Here is an 18668-nt window from a genome sequence, read left to right as displayed (position 1 = left end):
AGCGGCCCGCGAGGGCCGGCGGAGCCGGGGCGGGCGGCCGTGGAAGGCCACCCGCCCCGGCCCGGCCTCATCGGATGTACTTCGCCGGTCTGGTGGCGGCGTTGAGCAGGTGCTCCAGTGGTCCGCGGCGGAAGAAGCGGGACCAGATCGCGGCGAACACGATCGCCCCGAGGATGAACATGAGCACGGGGATCCAGGAGGTCTGGGTGCTTTCGCCGGCCGAGACGCCCAGTGCGGACTGTGCCAGGAAGTGGCCGACGTAGGCCGTCAGGGACATGGCGCCCACCGCGATGACGGGCTTGGCCAGCCGGCGCAGGCGCGGCAGGCGGTCCATGAGCACCGTCGCGCCGACGATCACGAGGATGGCGACGCCCACGCTGCCGACGATGTCGAAGGTGGTGCCGCTGTGCGGCCCGGCGGACAGCAGTTCCGAGGCAGCCCGCCGAGGAGCCTCGAAGGGTCCGCCGCCGAAGGACGCCGCCTTGTCGAACGAGGCGGACGACTTCCCGTCCTCCGCCATGCTGCGCAGCGCGTCCTTGCCCGCCAGCAGCAGGGACAGTCCGTACGCGGCGACCGTGAGGGCGGCACCGAGGGCCGCCAGGCGGCGCTGGACGGAGACGGACGACAGGTCGAGGCGGGCCAGCGCCATGCCGGCGACGACGAACGCCGTCCAGGTGATCGCCGGGTAGAAGCCGGTGAGCAGCAGGTCGAGCACGCCCACCTCGCTGAGCTTCTTGAGCGGGTCGTGGGCGTCGATGGTCTGCCGGACGGACTCGCCGAGCCGGGAGTTCAGGAAGAACGCCAGCTGGGGGGAGACGAGCGCGAGCCCGGCCGCGGTGATCGCCAGGGTCTTGGCGGACAGGCGCAGCAGGGGGAGGGCGAGGAGGAAGTAGACGCCGTAGAAGCCGAGGATGATCACTCCTCCGTACTCCATCGCCAGGACGGTGCCCAGTGCCAGCAGGACGACGGCGCGGATCGCGATCCGGGCCTTCGCCTGCCGGCCGGCCAGGCCGGTCTTCGGCTCGCGGCGGCCGGCGATCAGCATCAGCGAGAACCCGGCGAGGGTGGCGAACAGGACCGACGAGTGTCCGTCGGCCAGGTACCGGACCCAGGTCCCGGCGCCGTGCGTGGACGAGAGCACCGGGCCGATGTGGACGACGTACATGCCGAACACCGCCAGCGCGCGGGCCAGGTCCACTCCGATGAGGCGTCCCGTCGAGGGGCTGCCCGAAGGTTTTCCGGCGGAGCCGGGCGAAGCTGCGGGCGGGGGAGACGCGGTCTCCCGCAGAGCTGACGTCGCCTGCGGCGGCTGTGTCTGTGTCATGCGGACAATCTCCCGGTGCCGTGCCGGGGCGGACCATCCGGCAGGTTTCGGTGGCACCCCCGCCGACCGGCCGGTCCCACCCCGCCGACCGGCGGGCGGGGCGCGGACGGGTCGGATGTCGCGGCAGAGGGCCGGCAGCAGGGCGGCCTTCGGGTCAGAGGCGGACACCGAAGTCCTGGACGATGCCGGCGAGGCCGGAGGCATGGCCCCGGCCGACGGCGCGGAACTTCCACTCCGCGCCGCTGCGGTAGAGCTCCCCGAAGACCATCGCGGTCTCGGCGGTGGCGTCTTCGCCGAGGCTGTAGCGGACGATCTCGACGCCGTCGGCCGGGTTCAGCACCCGGATGTAGGCGTCGCGCACCTGACCGAGGTGGTGCGCACGGGCGTCGTCGTCATGGACGGAGACCGGAAAGACGATCTTCGCCACGCAGGCGGGTACAGCGGCGAGGTTCACCTCGATGACCTCGTCGTCGCCCGCACCTTCGCCGGTGAGGCTGCCACCGGCGTGCTCGACCGACCCGTCCGGGCTCGTGGGGTTGTTGTAGAAGACGAAGAACGCGTTGGAGGCGACCTTGCCGCGCTTGCCGCACAGCAGCGCGCTCGCGTCCAGGTCGTAGCCGGCGCCGGTGGCGGCCCCCACGTCCCAGCCCAGGCCGATCCGGACCGCCGTGAGGCCCGGAGCCTCCTTGCTCAGCGAGACGTCGCCGCCCTTCGACAGCGAAACACTCATGAGGATTTCCCCCGGCTCGGGTGCGCTGGTGGCCCCCTCGGGCTCCTTGCCGCTGCCCCTGGCCCACGCACGGCCACGGCCACGACCGGCGGGCAGCGGATCATCCGTCCGTCGGAAAGGCCGGCGCTCCGGGGATCCCGGCCCGCACCTCCCCAGCCTCGCCGGCGCTTCGGGCCCGGCGCCATCCGCCGAGCCGCGTCCGTACGCCCGCCGACCGGCCGGAGAGCACCCCCCGAACGGCCGGAGCGGACCCGCCGGGTGTCCACATCCCGGGGGTGAGCACGCCACCACGTACCCTGCCGGACGTACGGTCGAGGTCAGGCGAACCCGTACAAGCACGCGAAGCACCCCGGCGGGTCGCAGAGCAGCTGGACAGAGCAGATGAGAGCGTGAGGCGGAGCGCCGGTGATCCGGGTAGTGGTGGTGGACGACGAAGCCCTGGTGCGGTCCGGCTTCCAGATGATCCTGAACGCGTCCGACGGCATCGAGGTCGTGGCGACCGCCGAGGGCGCCCGGGCGGCAGACGTGATCCGACGCGACCGGCCGGACGTCGTGCTCCTGGACATCCGCATGCCGGACGTGGACGGCCTGACCGTCCTGCGGCAGATCCGGGAACTTCCCGAACCGCCGTACGTGGCCATGCTGACCACCTTCGACACCGACGAGTACATCCTCACCGCACTGCGCTCGGGGGCCTCCGGCTTCCTCCTCAAGGACACCGAGCCCGAACAACTCGCCCAACTGGTCCGCACCCTGGCCGCGGGTGGAGTGGTGATGTCACCGAAGGCCTCACGCGCGCTGCTCCGCAGCCACCCGGGGGCCGGAGCACCTCAGGACGCGGACGCAGCGCGCGTCGGCTTGCTCAGCGACCGGGAACGCGACGTCCTCACCCTGATCGCGGAAGGACTCTCCAACGCCGACATCGGCACCCGCATCCACCTGAGCCAGGGCACCGTCAAGGACCACGTCAGCTCGATCCTGACCAAGCTGCGGGTCACCAGCCGCGTCCAGGCCGCACTCCTCGCCGAGCGCGCCGGACTGCTCACGCGCACCGACGAGGGCCCGACCCGGGACAACGGACGATGAGTACGGGCCGGGCACCGTGGCGGCGCCTGCCGCCCTGGGCCGTCGACACAGGCCTCGTGGCACTGGCCGCGCTCGACGCATGGATCAACCTCCTGGACGAGGGCACCCCTGTGATGTGGGCCTGCGCCGCCATGGGCTCGACCGGACTGTTCCTGCGCAGACGCCTACCGCTGCCCGTCTTCCTGCTGACCCTGCCCATGACCCTGTTCATGGACGTCGCGGTCGCCCCCATCGCCGCCCTGTACACACTGGCCGCGTCCACCCGCGACCGCCGGCTGCTCGCCGGCTGCGCGCTGCTGAACGCCGCCGCGGGCACCCTCGCATGGCCGCTGTCCGACCCGTTCGACGGCGACCGGACCTGGACCCTCGTCCAGTTCGTCTACACGCTGGCCACGGCCGTCGCACCCGTCCTGTTCGGCCAGCTCGTCCAGGCCAGGCACGACGTGGCCCGGCAGCTCGTCGAAGTCGAAGAGGCCAGGGAACACGAACGCGCCCTGTACGCGCAGACCGTCCTCGCCCGCGAACGCGCCCAACTGGCCCGCGAGATGCACGACGTGGTCTCCCACCAGGTCAGCCTGATCGCCGTACAGGCCGGCGCCCTGCAGATGGCCGCCAAGGACCCCGACGCCCGCGAGGCCGCCCGCACCATCCGCACCCTCAGCGCGAACACCCTCGACGAACTCCGCCACATGGTCACCCTGCTCCGCGCCTCCGGCGGCAAGGCGACCGAGCTCACCCCCCAGCCCACCCTTGCCGACCTCCAGCAGCTCATCGCCAACAGCGGCATCGAGAGCACTCTGACCGGAGAGCTGCCGGCCGACATCAGCACCACCGCCCAGCGCACCGTCTACCGCACGGTCCAGGAAGCCCTCACCAACGTGCGCAAGCACGCCCCGGGTGCACGCGCCGACGTGCACCTGTGGCATGACGCCCACCACTTCGGCGTGACCGTCACCAACACCGCCCCCACTCGTCCGACCGTTGCCCTCCCCAGCGCCCGCCACGGACTCGTCGGCCTGAGGGAACGCGCCGAACTGCTCGACGGCACCCTCATCGCCGAACCCACCCCACAAGGCGGATACAAGATCGAACTACGGGCCCCCGCACGTCCCTCCTGACAGCGAGCCGGCCGGGCTCTCGCGGGATGTGACTCAGGTCACACGGGGTTCCTGTCAGGAATCGGGGCGCTGCTCCGCTCAAGTCAGCGGAAGCACGCCAACCGACGGGAGCACCTGATGAAGCACCGCATCGTCGTCCTCGGAGCCGGGTACGCAGGGGCCTACGTGGCCGGGACCCTGGCGCGCCGGCTGGCCCCGGCGGACACCGAGATCACCGTGGTCAACGCAGAACCGGACTTCGTCCAGCGGATGCGGCTGCACCAGCTCGCGGCCGGGCAGGAGGTCGAGGCACCGCGGCTCGCCGACGTCTTCGCCGGCACGGCGATACGGCTGCGTCTCGCCCGCGTCACCGCCGTCGACCCCGACCGCCGCGTCGTCACCGTGGCCGACTCCGACGGCGGGGGTGAGCTCGGCTACGACACCCTGATGTACGCGCTGGGCAGCCGCGGCGCCGACCGCGGCGTCCCCGGCGCAGCCGCGCACGCCTTCGACATCGCGGCCCGGCCTTCGGCGCTGCGCCTGCGGGAGCGCCTGGACGGCCTGGAGGGGCGCGGCGAGGGCGGCCGGGTGCTGGTCGTCGGCGATGGGCTGACCGGCATCGAGACCGCCACCGAGATCGCCGAATCCCGGCCCGGCCTGTCGGTGACGCTGATCGCCCGTGGTGAGCTGGGCGCCGCACTCTCGGCCGGGGCCCGCGCCCATCTGCGGGAGGCGTGCACCCGGCTGGGCGTCACGGTCCTGGAACACACCAGTGTCGAAGCCGTCGAAGCCACGCGGGTGCTCTGCGCCGACGGCTCCTTCCTGGCGTCCGACGCCACCGTGTGGGCGGCCGGGTTCGTGGTCGACGCCCTCGCCGCCGCGAGCGGCCTCCAGGTCACCGACGACGGCCGGATCACCGTCGACCGCACCATGCGGTCGGTCTCCCACCCCGACGTCTACGCCGTCGGTGACAGCGCCCACGCCCTCGGCGACAACGGCCGGCCGCTGCCGATGTCCTGCGCATCGGCCGGCTACACCGGACGGCAGGCCGTGGACGCGGTCGTGGGGCGTCTGACCGGCCGGGGGATCCGGCACAGCAAACTGGAGTACGTGGGCAACCACATCAGCCTCGGGCGCTGCGACGGCATCCTGCAGATGGTCGACGAGGAAGGGCGGGCGAAGCCGAGGTTCCTGGGCGGCCGGACGGCGGCGCGGATCAAGAACGGCATCGTCGGGACGGCGCTGTGGGCCACCTCGCACCCCACCTTCGGCCTGCCCAGGCGCAAGCACCGCCTGACGGCCACGCAGAACGCGCCTGCCGGGAAGGCCGCCGAACAGGCCGCCGAAAAGGCCGCTGCGAAGGCCGTCGGGTAGCCGCGCAGTCCACCGCCCGCCACCGCCCCGCACCGCCCGCCACCGCCGCGCCACCGCAGCACTCGCGTCCGCCGTCACCGGCGGGGCCGGGCGCGGGGCCGGGCACGGAGTCGGTTTCGACAGCGCCGAGTGCTGCCGTGTGGACCCCGACCGGGCCTCCGGCAGCCCGGCGATCCGTGCCCGCCTGCCGCAACGCCGCACTCAAGAGCGGGAGTTGGCCGGGGGAGAGTCCTTCCGTTGCACGGTTTAGGGTGGTCCGCATGGACAGCACCGCCACTGATCGATTCGACACCGACCGGTTCGAGGCCGGGCGGAGCCGACTTGCCTCCCTGGCGTACCGGCTGCTGGGCTCCGCCGCCGATGCCGAAGACGCCGTGCAGGATGCGTTCTTGCACTGGCAGGCCGCGGACCGCCGGGCGATCAGGGTGCCGGAGGCATGGCTGACCAAGGTCGTCACCAACCTGTGCCTGGACCGGCTCCGCTCGGCACAGGCCCGCCGCGAACGCACCGCCGGCGCCTGGCTGCCCGAGCCGCTGCTCGACGGCGACCCGATGCTCGGCCCGGCCGACACCTTCGAGCAGCGCGAATCGGTCTCCCTCGCCGTGCTGACGCTCATGGAGCGCCTGTCCCCCCACGAGCGGGCCGTGTACGTCCTGCGCGAAGCGTTCTCCTACAGCCACGCCGAGATCGCCGAGATCCTCGACATCAGCGAGTCCGCGAGCCAGCAGCACCTCCACCGGGCCCGGCGCCGCATCACCGCCGCCCGCCGCGGCGGCGGCGAAGCCGACCCGGCAGCCGCCCGCCGGATCATCGAGGAGTTCCTCGCCGCCGCCTCCTCCGGGCGTACCGAACGGCTGGTGGCGCTGCTCACCGAAGACGCGAGCGCGGTTTCCGACGGCGCCGGCGGCCTGGCCGAGAAGCTGCTGCGGTGGGACACGCCCCGGCGCGTCGCCGCAGTCGTACGGGCCGGCTTCAAGCCCACCCCCGCGAAGCGGCGCCTTGCCGGCGGCACGCCCACGCTCCACTACGCGGTCGTCAACGGCGCTCCGGCCGTCCTCTTCGCGCTGGGCGACCGGGTCATCGGGTCGGTGACCTTCGACCTCGCGGACGGCAGGATCGCGGCCGTACGCGGCATCGCCGCCCCCGCCCGCATCGCCCGCCTCGCCGAAGCCTGGCAGCAGAACGGACAGGACGCACCGCCGATCGCCCAGTGGTGAGCGCCTCGGGTGACGGCTCCTTGCGACCCGCCCCTTCACGTGGTCACGGGTGTCAGGGTGCCGTTGGGGCCGCAGCGGACGGTCCAGGGGGTCCGGGAAGGGATGCCGTTCTCGTGGATGCGGATGTCCACCTGGTGGGCGGGGCGGTTGCCGGGGACGTGGGCGTGGGCGGCGGTGCAGGCGAGTTGGGCGACGGCTGTGATGTCGAGGTCGCCGCTGCTGACGGTGCGGGGGACGTGGATGTCGACGGCGCCCTGGGCAGGGGTGGCGGCCAGGCCGCCCGCCATGGGAGGGACCTGGGTGGTCAGGCCCCGTTCGCGTTCGGCGGCGGTGGGACCTTCCAGGAGGAGGTCGAGTGCTTGCTGCGGGCTCAGCGGGCGGTCCGTGGGCCGGTTGACCGCCCGCAGGCCGTAGGGCCCGGCGAAGTAGAGCTGGACGCTGCGGGCTGCGGTGCCCGGCTGCTGGATGCCGGAGGCCGGAGCTCCGGCAGGGGTGGGGCCGATCGGGCTGATGCCGCAGCCGGTGGCGGCCAGGGCGGTGAGGCCCAGGGCGAGTGCGAGGGCGGCTCGGGCGCGGCCGGCGGCGCGGGGGCCGTGGTGCGGGGTCATCGGGGTTCCGGCGGGGTGGGATCGAGCGGGAGGGCGAGGGTGAAGACGGCTCCGGCGCCGGCGGCATTGGCGGCGGTCAGGGTGCCGTCGTGCAGGAGCGCGTTCTCCTGGGCGAGGGAGAGGCCGAGGCCGCTGCCTTCGGAACGGGTGCGGGCGGTGTCGGCCTTGTAGAAGCGGTCGAAGACGTGCGGCAGGGCGTCGGCGGGGATGCCCGGTCCGTGGTCGGTGACGGTGAGGACCGCTCGGTCGCCTTCGGCCCGGGCGCGGACGACGACCGGGGGCCGGCCGTGGCGCAGGGCGTTGCCGACGAGGTTGGCGAGGACGACGTCGATGCGGCGGGGGTCGGCGTTCACGGGCACGGGTCCGGCGAGGTCGGTGGTCACCCGGCCGTCGGCGTCCCAGCCGCGCAGGCGGAGGGTTTTGGCGACCAGGGTGCGCAGGTCGACGTGCTCGGCGAGCAGGGGCGCGGTCCTGGCGTCGAAGCGGGAGACCTCCATGAGGTCCTCGACCATGCGCGCGAGGGTGCGGGTCTCGTCGGCGATGAGGCGGACGGCGTCGGCCGTGTCCGGCGGCAGGGTCCCGGAGGCGGCGTCCTCGTCCAGGACCTCGGTGACCGCGGTCATCGCGGCGAGCGGGGTGCGCAGTTCGTGGGAGACGTCCGCGGCGAAGCGGCGCGCGCCGGCCTCCAGCCGGCGCAGCTGTGCGTCGTCCCGTTGCAGGGCCGCGGCCATGGTGTTGAAGGTACGGGTGAGGTCGGCGAGTTCGTCGTGGCCTTCGGCCGTGAGCCGGGTGCCGAGTTCACCGGCGGCGATGCGTTCGGCGCCGTCGTGGAGGCGGCGTACGGGACGCAGCACGCGCCGGGCGGCGAACAGGGCGGGTACGAGGGCGAGCGCGAGGGCGGGAACCGAGCCGATCCGGGCCGCGGTGAGCAGGGCGGAGATGTCCGCCTGGTCGCCGTCGAGCGGGAAGGAGGCGTAGACGGTGAGCCCGGAAGGCCCCGGCGCGCTGCCGGAGCGGTCGGGAGCGGGGGCGTAGGAGACGGGCATGGCGATCACGAGCCAGGGGCGGCCCGCGTACGCGATGCGCTGGTACGCGGCCCCGGCCTGGCCCCGCACCTCCTGGCGGAGCTCGCGCGGGACCGGCGGCGTACCGGCGGAGGCGGAGACCAGGGGGCTGTCCTGGTACGCGGCGGCGGTGTGCCAGTCGTGGGCGCCTCCGGCCCGGTCCAGCTGGAGGGAGAGGTCGCGCAGGTCTTCCGTACGGGGTGGGAAGGGCAGGCCGGGCGCGAGGGAGTCGAGCTGGGCGCGGAGGTCGGCGACGGCCGCCTCCCGGGTGCGGTCCAGGATCGCGGAGCGGGCCTGCAGGAAGGTGAGCCCGGCGGTGAGCAGGGAACCGAAGGCCACCGCGAGCAGGAAGGCGACCACGAGGCGCACCCTCAGTCCGCGGGGGATGCGGACGCGGGACGGAAGGGACGCCAGGGACCGGAGCGGCCGGAGCGGCCGGAGCCGCCGGAGCGGGCGCAGGGGGCTGAGCGGCCACGGCGGCCGGAGCGACCGGAGGCTCATGTGAGGGGCCCGAAGCGGTAGCCGAAGCCGCGCACGGTCTGGACGTACACGGGTGCCTGAGGCGCGTCCTCGATCTTGGCGCGCAGGCGCATCACGCAGGCGTCGACCAGGCGGGCGTCACCGTAGAACGAATGCTCCCAGACCTGCTCCAGGAGCTGGGGGCGGCTGTAGACCTGCCCGGGGGCGGCGGAGAGGAACAGCAGGAGCTTGAGTTCGGAAGGGGCGAGGGGGAGTTCGGTCCCGTTCTTGGACACGATCAGGGCCGTGCGGTCGATCGTCAGGGCGCCGTGGATTTCGGGGCCGGCGGGGGCGGACGGTCCGCTCTCGCCTTCCTGGTCCTGGGCCGGGGCCGTGCGGCGCAGGACGGCTTTGATGCGTGCTTCCAGGATCTCGCCGCTCGCCGGTTTGACGATGTAGTCGTCGGCGCCCGCCTCCAGTCCGACGACCGTGTCGATGTCGTCGCCGCGGGCGGACAGGATGATGATCGGGACCTGCTTGCTCTCGCGGATGCGCCGGCACACCTCCAGTCCGCTCATGCCGGGCAGCATGAGGTCGAGCAGGACGAGGTCGGGCCGGTGGCGCTCCAGGGCCAGCAGCCCGGTCTCGCCGCTGGCCGCGACCTCCACCTCGTGCCCGCGGCGCTTGAGCGCCAGGGTGACACCCCTCTGGACGGCGAGGTCGTCTTCGATCAGCAGGATTCGTGGCATGGCGGGGGTACTCGTCTCCGGTGCTGCCGGGTGGGGTGACCGCGGTGGGTTGGGTGGCCGCGGCGGGCATGGTGGGCGCGGTGCGCGTGGCGGGTGGTGTGGGTGCGACCAGGATGCTCGAAGCGTATGACGCCTGGTTCCGCTTTTCGTGATGAAACGATGACGGCCTGCCGTTCTCGCCGCTCGGACCGGTTCCGTGGAGGGCATGAACGATGCACAGCACCACAGGACCGGCCCCCCGGCGGCGCCCGGCAGGACGGCGCAGGGCCCGCCGGCCCGGAAGAACGGCTCCGTACGCCTGGCCGCCGTGGTCGCCGCCGGTCTGGCACTGACCGGGGCGGCTGCCTTCACGCTGCTCGGTGGCGGAGACCGGGCAGGACGCCCGGCGGGCGGAGCGGTCGGGGAACGAGCCGGGGCGGCGCCCGACGCAGTGCTGCCCCGGCCGCGCGTGGACACGGCCATCGTCCGTGAGTCCGAGGACCCGGGGAAGACCGTCAACCTCACCCTCGACGACGGACCGGACCCGCGCTGGACCCCGCAGGCTCTCGACCTCCTGCGCCGGCACCGGGCCAAGGCCGTGTTCTGCGTGACGGGTCCCCACGCCGCGGCCCACCCCGCTCTCGTACGGCGGATCGTCGACGAGGGGCACCGGTTGTGCGATCACTCCGTCAGCCACGACACCGCCATGGACCGGAAGCCGCTCTCCTACCAGGAGAAGGAAATCGTCGATGCCAAACGGATGATCGACACGGCGTCCGGGGGCGCACGCATCTGGTACTACCGGGCCCCCGGCGGAGCCTTCACCCCCGAGAGCCGCCGGATCGCCGCCGCCCACGGCATGCGCAGCCTGGGCTGGAACGTAGACCCGAGCGACTACGAGCAACCCGGCACCGACCGGATCGTCCGGGCCGTCCAGGCGCAGCTCGCCAAGGGGCCGACCGTCCTCCTGCACGACGGCGGAGGCAACCGCGCCCAGTCGATCCAGGCCCTGGAACGGCTCCTGCCCTGGTTCACCGAACAGGGCTACGCCTTCAGCTTCCCGAAGGCCGGCTGACCGTCCCCCTGGCATGTTTCGACCGCCGGCCCGCGCCCGGCGGCCTCCGTGAGGAGGACGTACGCCGCTCGTGCCGGTCGCTTCCCCGCTTCGTGACGAAGCGATGACGGACACCCCACCCCCCTCACCGAAAGGCTCCGCTGGAGACATGAAGAACAACCACGCCGCCGACCGATCCGACCGCCGCGGCCGCCGCACCCTCGCACTCGCCCTCGCGGCCACCGCGGCCGCCCTCGCCCTCACCGCCTGCCAGGGGACTTCCGACAGCTCACAGGGCACTTCCGGCACCGGCGCCCCCCAGCCCAAGGCCGCCGCCCAGGAAGCCAAGCCGCGCAAGCTGCTGTGGATGGGCGACTCCATAGGCGAGGCCCAAGCCCCCGCCCTCGGTGCCGCCGTCAAGGCCGGCGGGGCCGAGTTCGCCTCGATGGCAGCGGCCGGCGGCGGCACGGTCGTCGGCGAGATGGCCGCCCCCACCTGGGACGAACTGCCCAAGAAGCTCGCCGCGTTCAAGCCGGACGTCGTCGCCTACCAGATCACCACCTACGACTGGGGCCCCGCCGACGCACAGCGCGCAGCCTACGAGCGCCTGGCCAAGACCGTGAACGACGCCGGCGCGGACCTGCTCATCGTCTCCGCGCCGCCGTTCACGATCGACGACTTCTACAAGGAGCACGAGGCCGCGATCAAGGCGGCCCCGCAGTCGGCCCGCGAGGTCGCCGCCAAGCACCCGGGAAGCGTCCGCTTCCTCGACGCCTCCGCCCTCTGGGGCACGGACGCCACCGCCGCCAAGGCGCAGCGCAGCAAGGACGGCATCCACTCCTGCCAGCAGGGATCGGCGGCCTTCGCCGCCTGGTTCGGCAAGGAACTGAACCAGCAGTACGCCTTCACCCCCGCCGCACCGCAGCAGTGGGCCAACGGGTCATGGACCGGCGACAAGGTCTACACGCGGCTCGGCTGCGCGTAGCACCGGCCCACTTCCCGCCCCCCCTTTCCACCCGTCGGCGAGGCGGCTCGGCCCCGTGGTCCGAGCCGCCTCGCGGCCCAGGAGAACTCCGTTGTCCACCCACACGCACACCGTCACCTCCACCGCCACCCCGCCCCGCAAGCACCACATAGCCGCCCTGGACGGCCTCCGCGGACTGGCCGTCCTCGGTGTCCTGCTCTTCCACGCCGATCACTTCGGCGGCGGCTTCCTCGGTGTCGACCTCTTCTTCGTCCTCTCCGGCTTCCTCATCACGGGCCGGCTCCTCAAGGAAGCCCGCACCGGGAACGGCCGTATCGACCTCATCGCCTTCTGGGGACGGCGCGCCCGGCGCCTGCTGCCCGCCCTCGCCGTCGCAACCGCCGGCACCCTGCTGCTCGTATGGGCGTTCGGCACCCCGCCGGTCCTGCGCCACGCCCTGGACGACGCCCCCTGGGTCGTGGCCAACCTCGCCAACTGGCACTACATCGCCGACCAGGCCGGCTACTGGCAGTCGTCCGACACCCAGGTCTTCGCCCACCTGTGGAGCATCGCCGTCGAGGAGCAGTTCTACCTCCTCTGGCCGCTCCTGATCGCCCTGATCACCCTGCTCGCCCGCGGCGGGAAGCCCGGCTCAGGCGACCGCCGGGTCGCGATCGCCGCCGCGACCGGCGCCCTCCTCTCCCTCGCCCTCATGGTCGCGCTCGTCGATCCGGTCGAGACGACCCGCGTGTACGAAGGGACCGACACCCGCGCCTTCTCCCTGCTCCTCGGATCCCTGATGGCCACCGAACAGGCCTCCCGGCTCCTCGGCCGCCTGGGCGAGCGCGCCGCCACCCGGTGGACCCTCGCCCTGGCGGCAGCGGTGGCCGCGTACTGGATCACCGCCGACGGACAGTCCACACCCGGTCTCTTCCACGGCGGACTCTTCCTCCACGCGCTCGCCGCAGCCCTCCTCGTCGCCCTCGTGGCCCGCTGCCCCCGCACCCCCCTCGCCCGCGCCCTCGGCACGCCCCCGCTGCGGCGCCTGGGCACCCTCTCCTACAGCCTCTACCTCTGGCACTGGCCGATCTACGTCCTGCTGGACGAGGACCTGCTCGGCCTCACGGGATGGCCACGCACCGCCGTCCTCCTCGCCGTCTCCCTGACCGCCGCCCGGCTTTCCCAAGCCCTCGTCGAAGACCCCGTACGCTTCCGGGCACGCTGGGCGCACGGCCGGACCGGGGCAGCCGCCCTCGGCCTCACCCTCGCCGCCCTCGCCGGCCTCCTTGCCCTCATCCCGCCGCCCCAACCCGGCACCGGCTCCGTGGACATCACCCGCCTCGGCGCCGGTACGGACACACCCGTGCGCCCGTCGTCGGAGTGACGGCAGGGTGCTTCGCCCGGGTGTCGGACGTCGGACGCAGGACGTCGGAAGTCGGCGCGGGCGGCAGGCCGCGGGCGTGCGCGGCATGACTAGGGTGGCCCCATGTCTGACACGTTGAGTTCCACACGGGCTGCTGCCGCTCTGCGCACCTCGGCGCGGGTGTCGGCCCAGATGCTGGTGGTCCTGGTCACGGCGGCCGCGGCCCTGTGGGTGCTGGGCCTGATGTGGTCGGTCGTCTGGCCCCTCATAGTCGCACTCCTCCTCACCACTCTGACCTGGCCGCTGGCCGCGTTCCTGCGCCGGCAGGGATGGGCGCCCACGCTGGCCGCCTCCGTGGTGACCGTGCTGTTCCTGCTCGTGGCCGCGGGCATCGTCGCGCTCATCGCCGTGCCCGTGGCCTCGCAGTCGGGCGACCTCGTCGCGGGCGTGACCGAGGGCCTGCAGCGGTTGCGCGAGTGGGCGGCCGGCCCGCCCCTGAACATCGGCGACGAGCAGATCGCCGGCGCCTTCGACACGGCCACGGACCGCCTCCAGAACAGCGTCGGCAGCGCGGTGTCCACCGTGGCCACGGGCGTGGGGACCGTCTTCAACGGCCTGGTGACGGCCGTCCTGGCGCTCTTCCTGATGTTCTTCTTCCTCAAGGACGGCCCGCGCTTCCTGCCGTGGCTCACCCGCCAGCTCCCCGGCCGCCTCGCCACCGACGTCCCGGTCGTGGCCCGGCGCGGCTGGGAGACCCTCGGCTCGTTCGTCCGCTCCCAGGCCTTCGTCGGCCTCCTCGACGCCGTCTTCATCGGCCTGGGGCTGTGGATCGTGGGCGTGCCCCTGGTCCTGCCGCTGGCCGTGCTGACCTTCGTCTCCGCGTTCGTGCCGATCGTGGGAGCCCTGTTCGCCGGTCTGGTCGCGGTCCTCATCGCGCTGGTGTCGAACGGCCTGACGGACGCACTGATCGTGCTGGCCGTCATCGTGGTCGTGCAGCAGCTCGAAGGAAACGTCTTCCAGCCCATGATCCAGAGCCGCGGCCTGGGCCTCCACGCCGCCGTGATCCTGCTGGCCGTCACCCTGGGCGGCAGCCTGGCCGGCGTCGTCGGCAGCCTCCTGGCGGTCCCCGCGGCCGCCCTGATCGCCGTCCTCTGGAACTACCTGCGCGACCAACTCGGCGACCCGCCCCACGCCCCCGAGCCGGCGGTCGGGGCCGACGACGCGGTGCCCCCCGCCGCGCCCGCCGCACCGTAGGCGGCGGGCGGCGGGGGACGGGCGGCGGGCGGCGGCGGACGGGGCGGTGATCCTCGCCGCCCCGCGCCCGTCAGGCGTCGAGCACGAGGTCGGAGGTGGGGACGGACTGGCAGGTGAGGACCTCGGCGGGCGGCAGGCCCTCGGAAGGGGTGACCAGATGCGCGGCGGTGCCCTCGACGACGGTGCAGGCGCAGCTCTCGCACTGGCCGAGGCGGCAGCCGCCGGCCATCGTGATTCCGGAGGCTTCGGCGAGCTCCAGGAGGGTGCCGTCCTGCCGGCGCCAGGTGGCGGTGCGGCCCGAGCGGGCGAAGGTCACCGTGAAGGCGGCGTCCTCGGGCAGGTCGACCTCGGTGCGGGCGGGCCGGAACCTCTCGGTGAAGATCTCGAAGCGCGGCACCCCGCGGCGTACCAGCCCGTCGGTGAGCGTGTCCAGCATGGGTTCGGGCCCGCAGAGGTAGAAGCGGGCGCGGAGCCGGATCAGCCGGGGGTCGATGTCCTCGGCGGTGAGGTGCCCGGTGCGCGCACCGGCGCCGCGCAGGCCCGACTCCCTCGGCCCGGGGGCGGAGTAGTGGTCGACGATGCGCAACGACGGGACGAGGGCGGCCAGTTCGCGCAGGCGGTCCCTGAACGGATGGTCCGCGGGGCTGCGGTTGCCGTGGTGGAGGACCACCTCGGGGACGGATCCTCCGGTGGCCGCGAGGGTCTCCAGGTATCCGAGGAAGGGCGTCACCCCGATCCCGCCCGCGAGCAGCACGACCGGGCGGTCCCCGTGGGCGGGGATCCGGAAGGTGCCGGCGGGGGCGGTGAGGTGGAGGCGGTCGCCGGTGCGCAGCCGTTCGTGGACACGGGTGGAGAAGGCCCCGCCGGGCACCTGGCGCACGGCCAGCTCGTAGGCGGTCCGGTGCTGCTGGACGGCGGCTCCGGTGAGGGAGTAGCTGCGCCCCTGCGCCGCCGCCCGCGGTGCCGTGCCGGGGGGTTCGCCGTACACGGTCACGTGCTGGCCGGGCAGGTGGTCGGGCAGCGGGCCGCCGTCGCAGGGCTCCAGGCGCAGGGTGCGGACCCCGGGGCCGGCGGTGGCCAGGGAGGTCACGGTGAAGGGACGGGTGCCGGTCCAGGTCCCGTCGGCGGGCGCGGGCCGGATCTCGCACGGGGTGGACCGCAGGGGTACGGAGCCGCTGACCGGATCGCTGTCGCGGTGGTCGACGAGCCGGTTGATGTTGCTGCCGTCGGGGCTCGTGGGGTCGCTGCCGGGCAGTGCCAGGTCCTCCGCCCCCTCCCACCAGCCGTACTCGGCGACGAGGACCCCCGGGTGCAGGGAGTCGTCGAAGCGGGCGCGCAGGCGCACCGAGCCGAGCCGGGTGGACAGGACGGTCCACCGGCCCTCCTCGATCCCGCGGGCGGCCGCCGTACGGGGGTGCAGGTCCACGCAGGGGTCGGCGGCCCGGCGGCGCAGCGAGCCGATCGAGCGGTGCTGGCTGTGCACGAAGGACCCGTGCTTGGCGCAGGTCAGCACCAGCGGGTACGCGGCGCTGGTGGACGCCGGATCGCGGTGCTCGGGGACGGGCGGATAGCCGTGCTCCAGGAGCCTTTCCGAGTACAGCTCGACCCGCCGGGTGGGGGTGCGGAAGCCCTGCACCGTGCCCTCGGCGCCGGGGGAGGCGTACGCGCGGTGGGCGGGTGCGCGCGGGACGCGCACGGGGCCGGGACGCCCGCGGAGTTCGGCGACGGTCAGCCCCAGCGGTTCGAGCTGCCAGTTCCACGCGGCCTCGATGTCCCCGCCGAAGAACTCCCCGCCCAGGCCGAGGCGGCAGGCGAGGTCGAACACGACCTCCGTGTCGCTGCGCGAGGCGCCCCGCGGCTCGACCATCCGGGGGCGGAGCTGGACGTGCTCCTGGGCGCGGTGGTCGATCTCGAACCCGAAGCGCAGGGCCTCGTGCTCGTAGGCGCTGCTGACGGGCAGCACGATGTCCGCGCTGGCGCTGGTGGGGTTGGGGAACAGGTCGAGGTGGACCTGGAACTCGAGAGCGCGCAGGGCGCGTGCGGTGCGGTCGGAGTCGGGCTGGGCGAGCACCAGGTTCGAGCCGAAGCCGACGAGGGCGCGGACCGGGTAGGGCCGGCCGCTCTCGATGGCGGTGCACAGGTCGGCGGAATTGACGTAACCGGAGGCGGGCGGCCCCAGGGGGTGCTTGTCGAGCCCCAGGGCCTTGGCCCGCTGCCCCGGGCTCAGCAGCGCGGGCGCGGTGGCCGGGCGGTACGGCGGCGCAGGGACGACGTGGTTGCCGCCGGGCGAGTCGTAGGAGCCCGTGAGCGCGTAGAGGGTGGCCAGGGCGCGTTCGGTCTGGGTGGCGTTGGCGCTCTGACCGACCCCCGTCCACCCGTAGTACGTGACGGACCGCGCGGCGGCGATCCGGGCGGCGAGCGCGCGGATCTCCCGCTCGGCCACCCACGTGACCGCCGCCGCCCGGGCCGGCGGCCAGGCCGCGCACGCGGCGGCGTACTGCTCGAAGGCGGGTACGCACTCCACCCGCGCGCCGCCGCGCAGCGTGACGGTACGGCTGCCGCGCAGGGCGAACCGCTCGGGCCGGACGGCGGCCCGCCGGGTGTCGTGGGCCTCGGGGCGCCCGGTCTCGTCGTCGAAGACGACGAACCCGCCCGGGGGGTGCTCCCCGGCCAGCTCCCGGGAGCGGAGGAAGCGCCCGGTGTCGCCGCGCACCAGCAGGGGGCCGTTGGTCCAGGACCGGACGAACCCTTCGTCGTACCCGCCCTCCTCGATCAGCAGGTGGGCCAGGCACAGGGCGAGCGCGGCGTCGGTGCCGGGGCGCACCCGCAGCCAGTGGTCGGCGCGCAGGGCGCTGGTGGACCGGCGCGGGTCGACCACGGCCAGCTCCGTCCCGCCGGCCTGGGCCGCCGACAGTGCCGCCGACTGGGAGAGCCAGGTCTTGGCCGGGTTGAAGCCCCACAGCAGGGCCAGCTCGGCACGTGCGTAGTCGGGCGGCGGGAGCGGGGTGCCGAAGGTGAAGGTGTGCGCGACGTCCTTGTGCCAGTTGCAGATCTCGGCGCTGTAGACGGTGTTCGGGCTGCCGAAGAGCCGGACGAAGCGCTCGATCCACTCGGTGGCGTCGGAGACCATCGTCCCGGACGGGGTCGCCACGCCGAACGCCACGGCCTCCGGCCCGCTCTCCCGGGCGATCGCGGCGAGCCGTCCGGCGATCTCGTCCATCGCCTCGTCCCACGAGATCTCCACCCAGCCCGGATCGGGGTCCGACTTGGGGTTCGTACGCCGCAACGGGACGGTCAGCCGCCCGGCGCCGTGGGCGATCTCCGGGGCGGCACGCCCCTTGGGGCACATCGCCGCCCCGGTCGGGTGGTCGGGGTCGGGACGTACTGCGGTGAGGCGCCCGCCGTCCACGGTGTAGATCGCGCCGCACCGGGACTTGCAGAGCGTGCAGTACCCGCGCATTTCCTCGGCCATCGTCCCGACCTCCACTCGCTCGCGCCCCGGCCGCCGTCCTCCCTCCATTGCACATCCGCCCGCCCGGACCTCCGGGGGGCAGAAGTCCCCTGTTCCGAGCCGTAGGTCACTTTCCCGACGGCTGCGATCGGCGGGCCCGCCGCCGAGGTGCGCGGGCCGGGCCGGGGCCGGCGACATCCTGATCCCGGCGCTGTCCTTCGCCCAGGGCGCCGGGCCCAGGCAGCCGGGCGCCGTCCCCGCCGGACCCACGGGGTCCCCTCCCCCGGCGAAGTGGACGAACAGGGGGCGCGGCGGGCTCACTTGGCCGAGCGAGCCCCGAGATCCGCGGCCAGCGCCGCATAGATGTACTCGCTGCCCCAGCGGTCCCCGTCGAGGTCGTTCTCGACCAAGTGCGCCTCCCGGCGCATCCCTAGGCGCTCGCAGACCCGCACGGACCCGGTGTTCTCCACATCCAGCCGTGCGTAGATCCGGTGCACGCCCAGCGTGTCGAAGGCGAACCCGGCCAGCGCCGCGGCCGCCTCGGTCGCGTAGCCCTGCCCCTGATGACCCGGGGCGATGGTCCAGCCGATCTCGGCCTGGGCGGCGCGGGCACCGGCCAGGGCGAGGCTCACCTCGCCGAGGACGCCGGGCTCCTCGCGCCGGCAGACAGCGAGCGCCAGCTTGTCCCCGTCGGCCCGCCAGGCCGTCTGCGCCGCGCGCTCGGCGGCCACCTGCTCGCTGCGCTCCCGCGTGTGCACCGGCCGGTACAGGTAGCGCGCCACGCTCGGCAGGCTCTGGTACGCGTACAGCTCGTCGGCGTCGCCGGGAGTGAACAGACGCAGCGACAACCGCGCCGTGGTCAACGGCAGCAGCGGGGCGACATCCATGCGGACCT

15 protein-coding genes are annotated in these 18668 nt (G+C 73.8%); 8 read left to right on the top strand and 7 right to left on the bottom strand.

Annotated elements, in window-relative coordinates:
- Positions 1-67 precede the first annotated feature (67 nt).
- Positions 68-1324 carry a DUF418 domain-containing protein gene (locus ACZ407_RS25960; protein WP_468132235.1) on the bottom strand — a complete coding sequence of 419 codons (1257 nt, stop codon included), beginning with the start codon at positions 1322-1324 and terminating at the stop codon, positions 68-70.
- A 154-nt stretch (positions 1325-1478) separates the two neighbouring features.
- The gene (locus ACZ407_RS25955; protein ID WP_468132233.1) at positions 1479-2054 is read right to left on the bottom strand and encodes a TerD family protein; all 576 of its coding nucleotides are present in this window, start codon (positions 2052-2054) and stop codon (positions 1479-1481) included.
- A 405-nt stretch (positions 2055-2459) separates the two neighbouring features.
- Between ACZ407_RS25955 and ACZ407_RS25950 the strand changes: the two genes are divergently transcribed.
- The 4 genes from ACZ407_RS25950 (at position 2460) to ACZ407_RS25935 (ending at position 6828) form a co-directional block, all read left to right on the top strand.
- Entirely contained in the window at positions 2460-3140 is a 681-nt protein-coding gene (locus ACZ407_RS25950) for a response regulator (RefSeq protein WP_468132231.1), read from the top strand.
- Complete coding sequence (locus ACZ407_RS25945) at positions 3137-4258, top strand: sensor histidine kinase (protein WP_468132229.1); 1122 nt, start codon at positions 3137-3139, stop codon at positions 4256-4258. The genes ACZ407_RS25950 and ACZ407_RS25945 overlap by 4 nt, the downstream gene beginning before the upstream one ends.
- A gap of 117 nt (positions 4259-4375) precedes the next feature.
- Positions 4376-5611, top strand: a complete 1236-nt coding sequence (locus ACZ407_RS25940) for an NAD(P)/FAD-dependent oxidoreductase (protein ID WP_468132227.1) — start codon at positions 4376-4378, stop codon at positions 5609-5611.
- 260 nt (positions 5612-5871) lie between these two features.
- Positions 5872-6828: a sigma-70 family RNA polymerase sigma factor gene (locus ACZ407_RS25935; protein WP_468132225.1), complete on the top strand. Its 957-nt coding sequence runs from the start codon at positions 5872-5874 to the stop codon at positions 6826-6828.
- 35 nt (positions 6829-6863) lie between these two features.
- On the opposite strand, the gene ACZ407_RS25930 is transcribed toward ACZ407_RS25935, so the two are convergent.
- The 3 genes from ACZ407_RS25930 to ACZ407_RS25920 form a co-directional block, all read right to left on the bottom strand.
- Positions 6864-7436: a hypothetical protein gene (locus tag ACZ407_RS25930; RefSeq protein ID WP_468132223.1), complete on the bottom strand. Its 573-nt coding sequence runs from the start codon at positions 7434-7436 to the stop codon at positions 6864-6866.
- Positions 7433-8860 (bottom strand): sensor histidine kinase, encoded by a 1428-nt coding sequence (locus tag ACZ407_RS25925; protein WP_468132221.1) that lies wholly within the window; start codon positions 8858-8860, stop codon positions 7433-7435. The genes ACZ407_RS25930 and ACZ407_RS25925 overlap by 4 nt, the downstream gene beginning before the upstream one ends.
- Positions 8861-8997: 137 nt before the next feature.
- Positions 8998-9708, bottom strand: coding sequence for a response regulator (locus ACZ407_RS25920; RefSeq protein WP_468132219.1), 711 nt, complete (start codon positions 9706-9708; stop codon positions 8998-9000).
- A 205-nt stretch (positions 9709-9913) separates the two neighbouring features.
- Here ACZ407_RS25920 and ACZ407_RS25915 point away from each other — a divergent pair, with 205 nt between their 5' ends.
- The 4 genes from ACZ407_RS25915 (at position 9914) to ACZ407_RS25900 (ending at position 14322) form a co-directional block, all read left to right on the top strand.
- Positions 9914-10762 carry a polysaccharide deacetylase family protein gene (locus tag ACZ407_RS25915; RefSeq protein WP_468132217.1) on the top strand — a complete coding sequence of 283 codons (849 nt, stop codon included), beginning with the start codon at positions 9914-9916 and terminating at the stop codon, positions 10760-10762.
- 148 nt (positions 10763-10910) lie between these two features.
- Positions 10911-11726, top strand: coding sequence for an SGNH/GDSL hydrolase family protein (locus ACZ407_RS25910; protein WP_468132215.1), 816 nt, complete (start codon positions 10911-10913; stop codon positions 11724-11726).
- A gap of 91 nt (positions 11727-11817) precedes the next feature.
- The gene (locus ACZ407_RS25905) at positions 11818-13089 is read left to right on the top strand and encodes an acyltransferase family protein (RefSeq protein ID WP_468132213.1); all 1272 of its coding nucleotides are present in this window, start codon (positions 11818-11820) and stop codon (positions 13087-13089) included.
- Between the two features lie 102 nt (positions 13090-13191).
- The gene (locus ACZ407_RS25900) at positions 13192-14322 is read left to right on the top strand and encodes an AI-2E family transporter (protein WP_468132211.1); all 1131 of its coding nucleotides are present in this window, start codon (positions 13192-13194) and stop codon (positions 14320-14322) included.
- A 70-nt stretch (positions 14323-14392) separates the two neighbouring features.
- Here ACZ407_RS25900 and ACZ407_RS25895 read toward each other — a convergent pair whose 3' ends face one another.
- Positions 14393-17794, bottom strand: a complete 3402-nt coding sequence (locus ACZ407_RS25895) for a molybdopterin-dependent oxidoreductase (protein WP_468132209.1) — start codon at positions 17792-17794, stop codon at positions 14393-14395.
- A 296-nt stretch (positions 17795-18090) separates the two neighbouring features.
- Positions 18091-18660 (bottom strand): GNAT family N-acetyltransferase, encoded by a 570-nt coding sequence (locus tag ACZ407_RS25890; protein WP_468132342.1) that lies wholly within the window; start codon positions 18658-18660, stop codon positions 18091-18093.
- Positions 18661-18668 lie beyond the last annotated feature (8 nt).

It is taken from the genome of Streptomyces sp. NPDC030809 (assembly GCF_055572195.1).
This window is presented reverse-complemented; position numbering and strand designations above follow the sequence as displayed.

Coding starts and splice junctions, on each gene's coding strand:
- ACZ407_RS25960 (WP_468132235.1), bottom strand. CDS start 1,324: ATGACACAGACACAGCCGCCGCAGGCGACGTCAGCTCTGCGGGAGACC.
- ACZ407_RS25955 (WP_468132233.1), bottom strand. CDS start 2,054: ATGAGTGTTTCGCTGTCGAAGGGCGGCGACGTCTCGCTGAGCAAGGAG.
- ACZ407_RS25945 (WP_468132229.1), top strand. CDS start 3,137: ATGAGTACGGGCCGGGCACCGTGGCGGCGCCTGCCGCCCTGGGCCGTC.
- ACZ407_RS25940 (WP_468132227.1), top strand. CDS start 4,376: ATGAAGCACCGCATCGTCGTCCTCGGAGCCGGGTACGCAGGGGCCTAC.
- ACZ407_RS25935 (WP_468132225.1), top strand. CDS start 5,872: ATGGACAGCACCGCCACTGATCGATTCGACACCGACCGGTTCGAGGCC.
- ACZ407_RS25930 (WP_468132223.1), bottom strand. CDS start 7,436: ATGACCCCGCACCACGGCCCCCGCGCCGCCGGCCGCGCCCGAGCCGCC.
- ACZ407_RS25920 (WP_468132219.1), bottom strand. CDS start 9,708: ATGCCACGAATCCTGCTGATCGAAGACGACCTCGCCGTCCAGAGGGGT.
- ACZ407_RS25915 (WP_468132217.1), top strand. CDS start 9,914: ATGAACGATGCACAGCACCACAGGACCGGCCCCCCGGCGGCGCCCGGC.
- ACZ407_RS25910 (WP_468132215.1), top strand. CDS start 10,911: ATGAAGAACAACCACGCCGCCGACCGATCCGACCGCCGCGGCCGCCGC.
- ACZ407_RS25900 (WP_468132211.1), top strand. CDS start 13,192: ATGTCTGACACGTTGAGTTCCACACGGGCTGCTGCCGCTCTGCGCACC.
- ACZ407_RS25895 (WP_468132209.1), bottom strand. CDS start 17,794: ATGGCCGAGGAAATGCGCGGGTACTGCACGCTCTGCAAGTCCCGGTGC.
- ACZ407_RS25890 (WP_468132342.1), bottom strand. CDS start 18,660: ATGGATGTCGCCCCGCTGCTGCCGTTGACCACGGCGCGGTTGTCGCTG.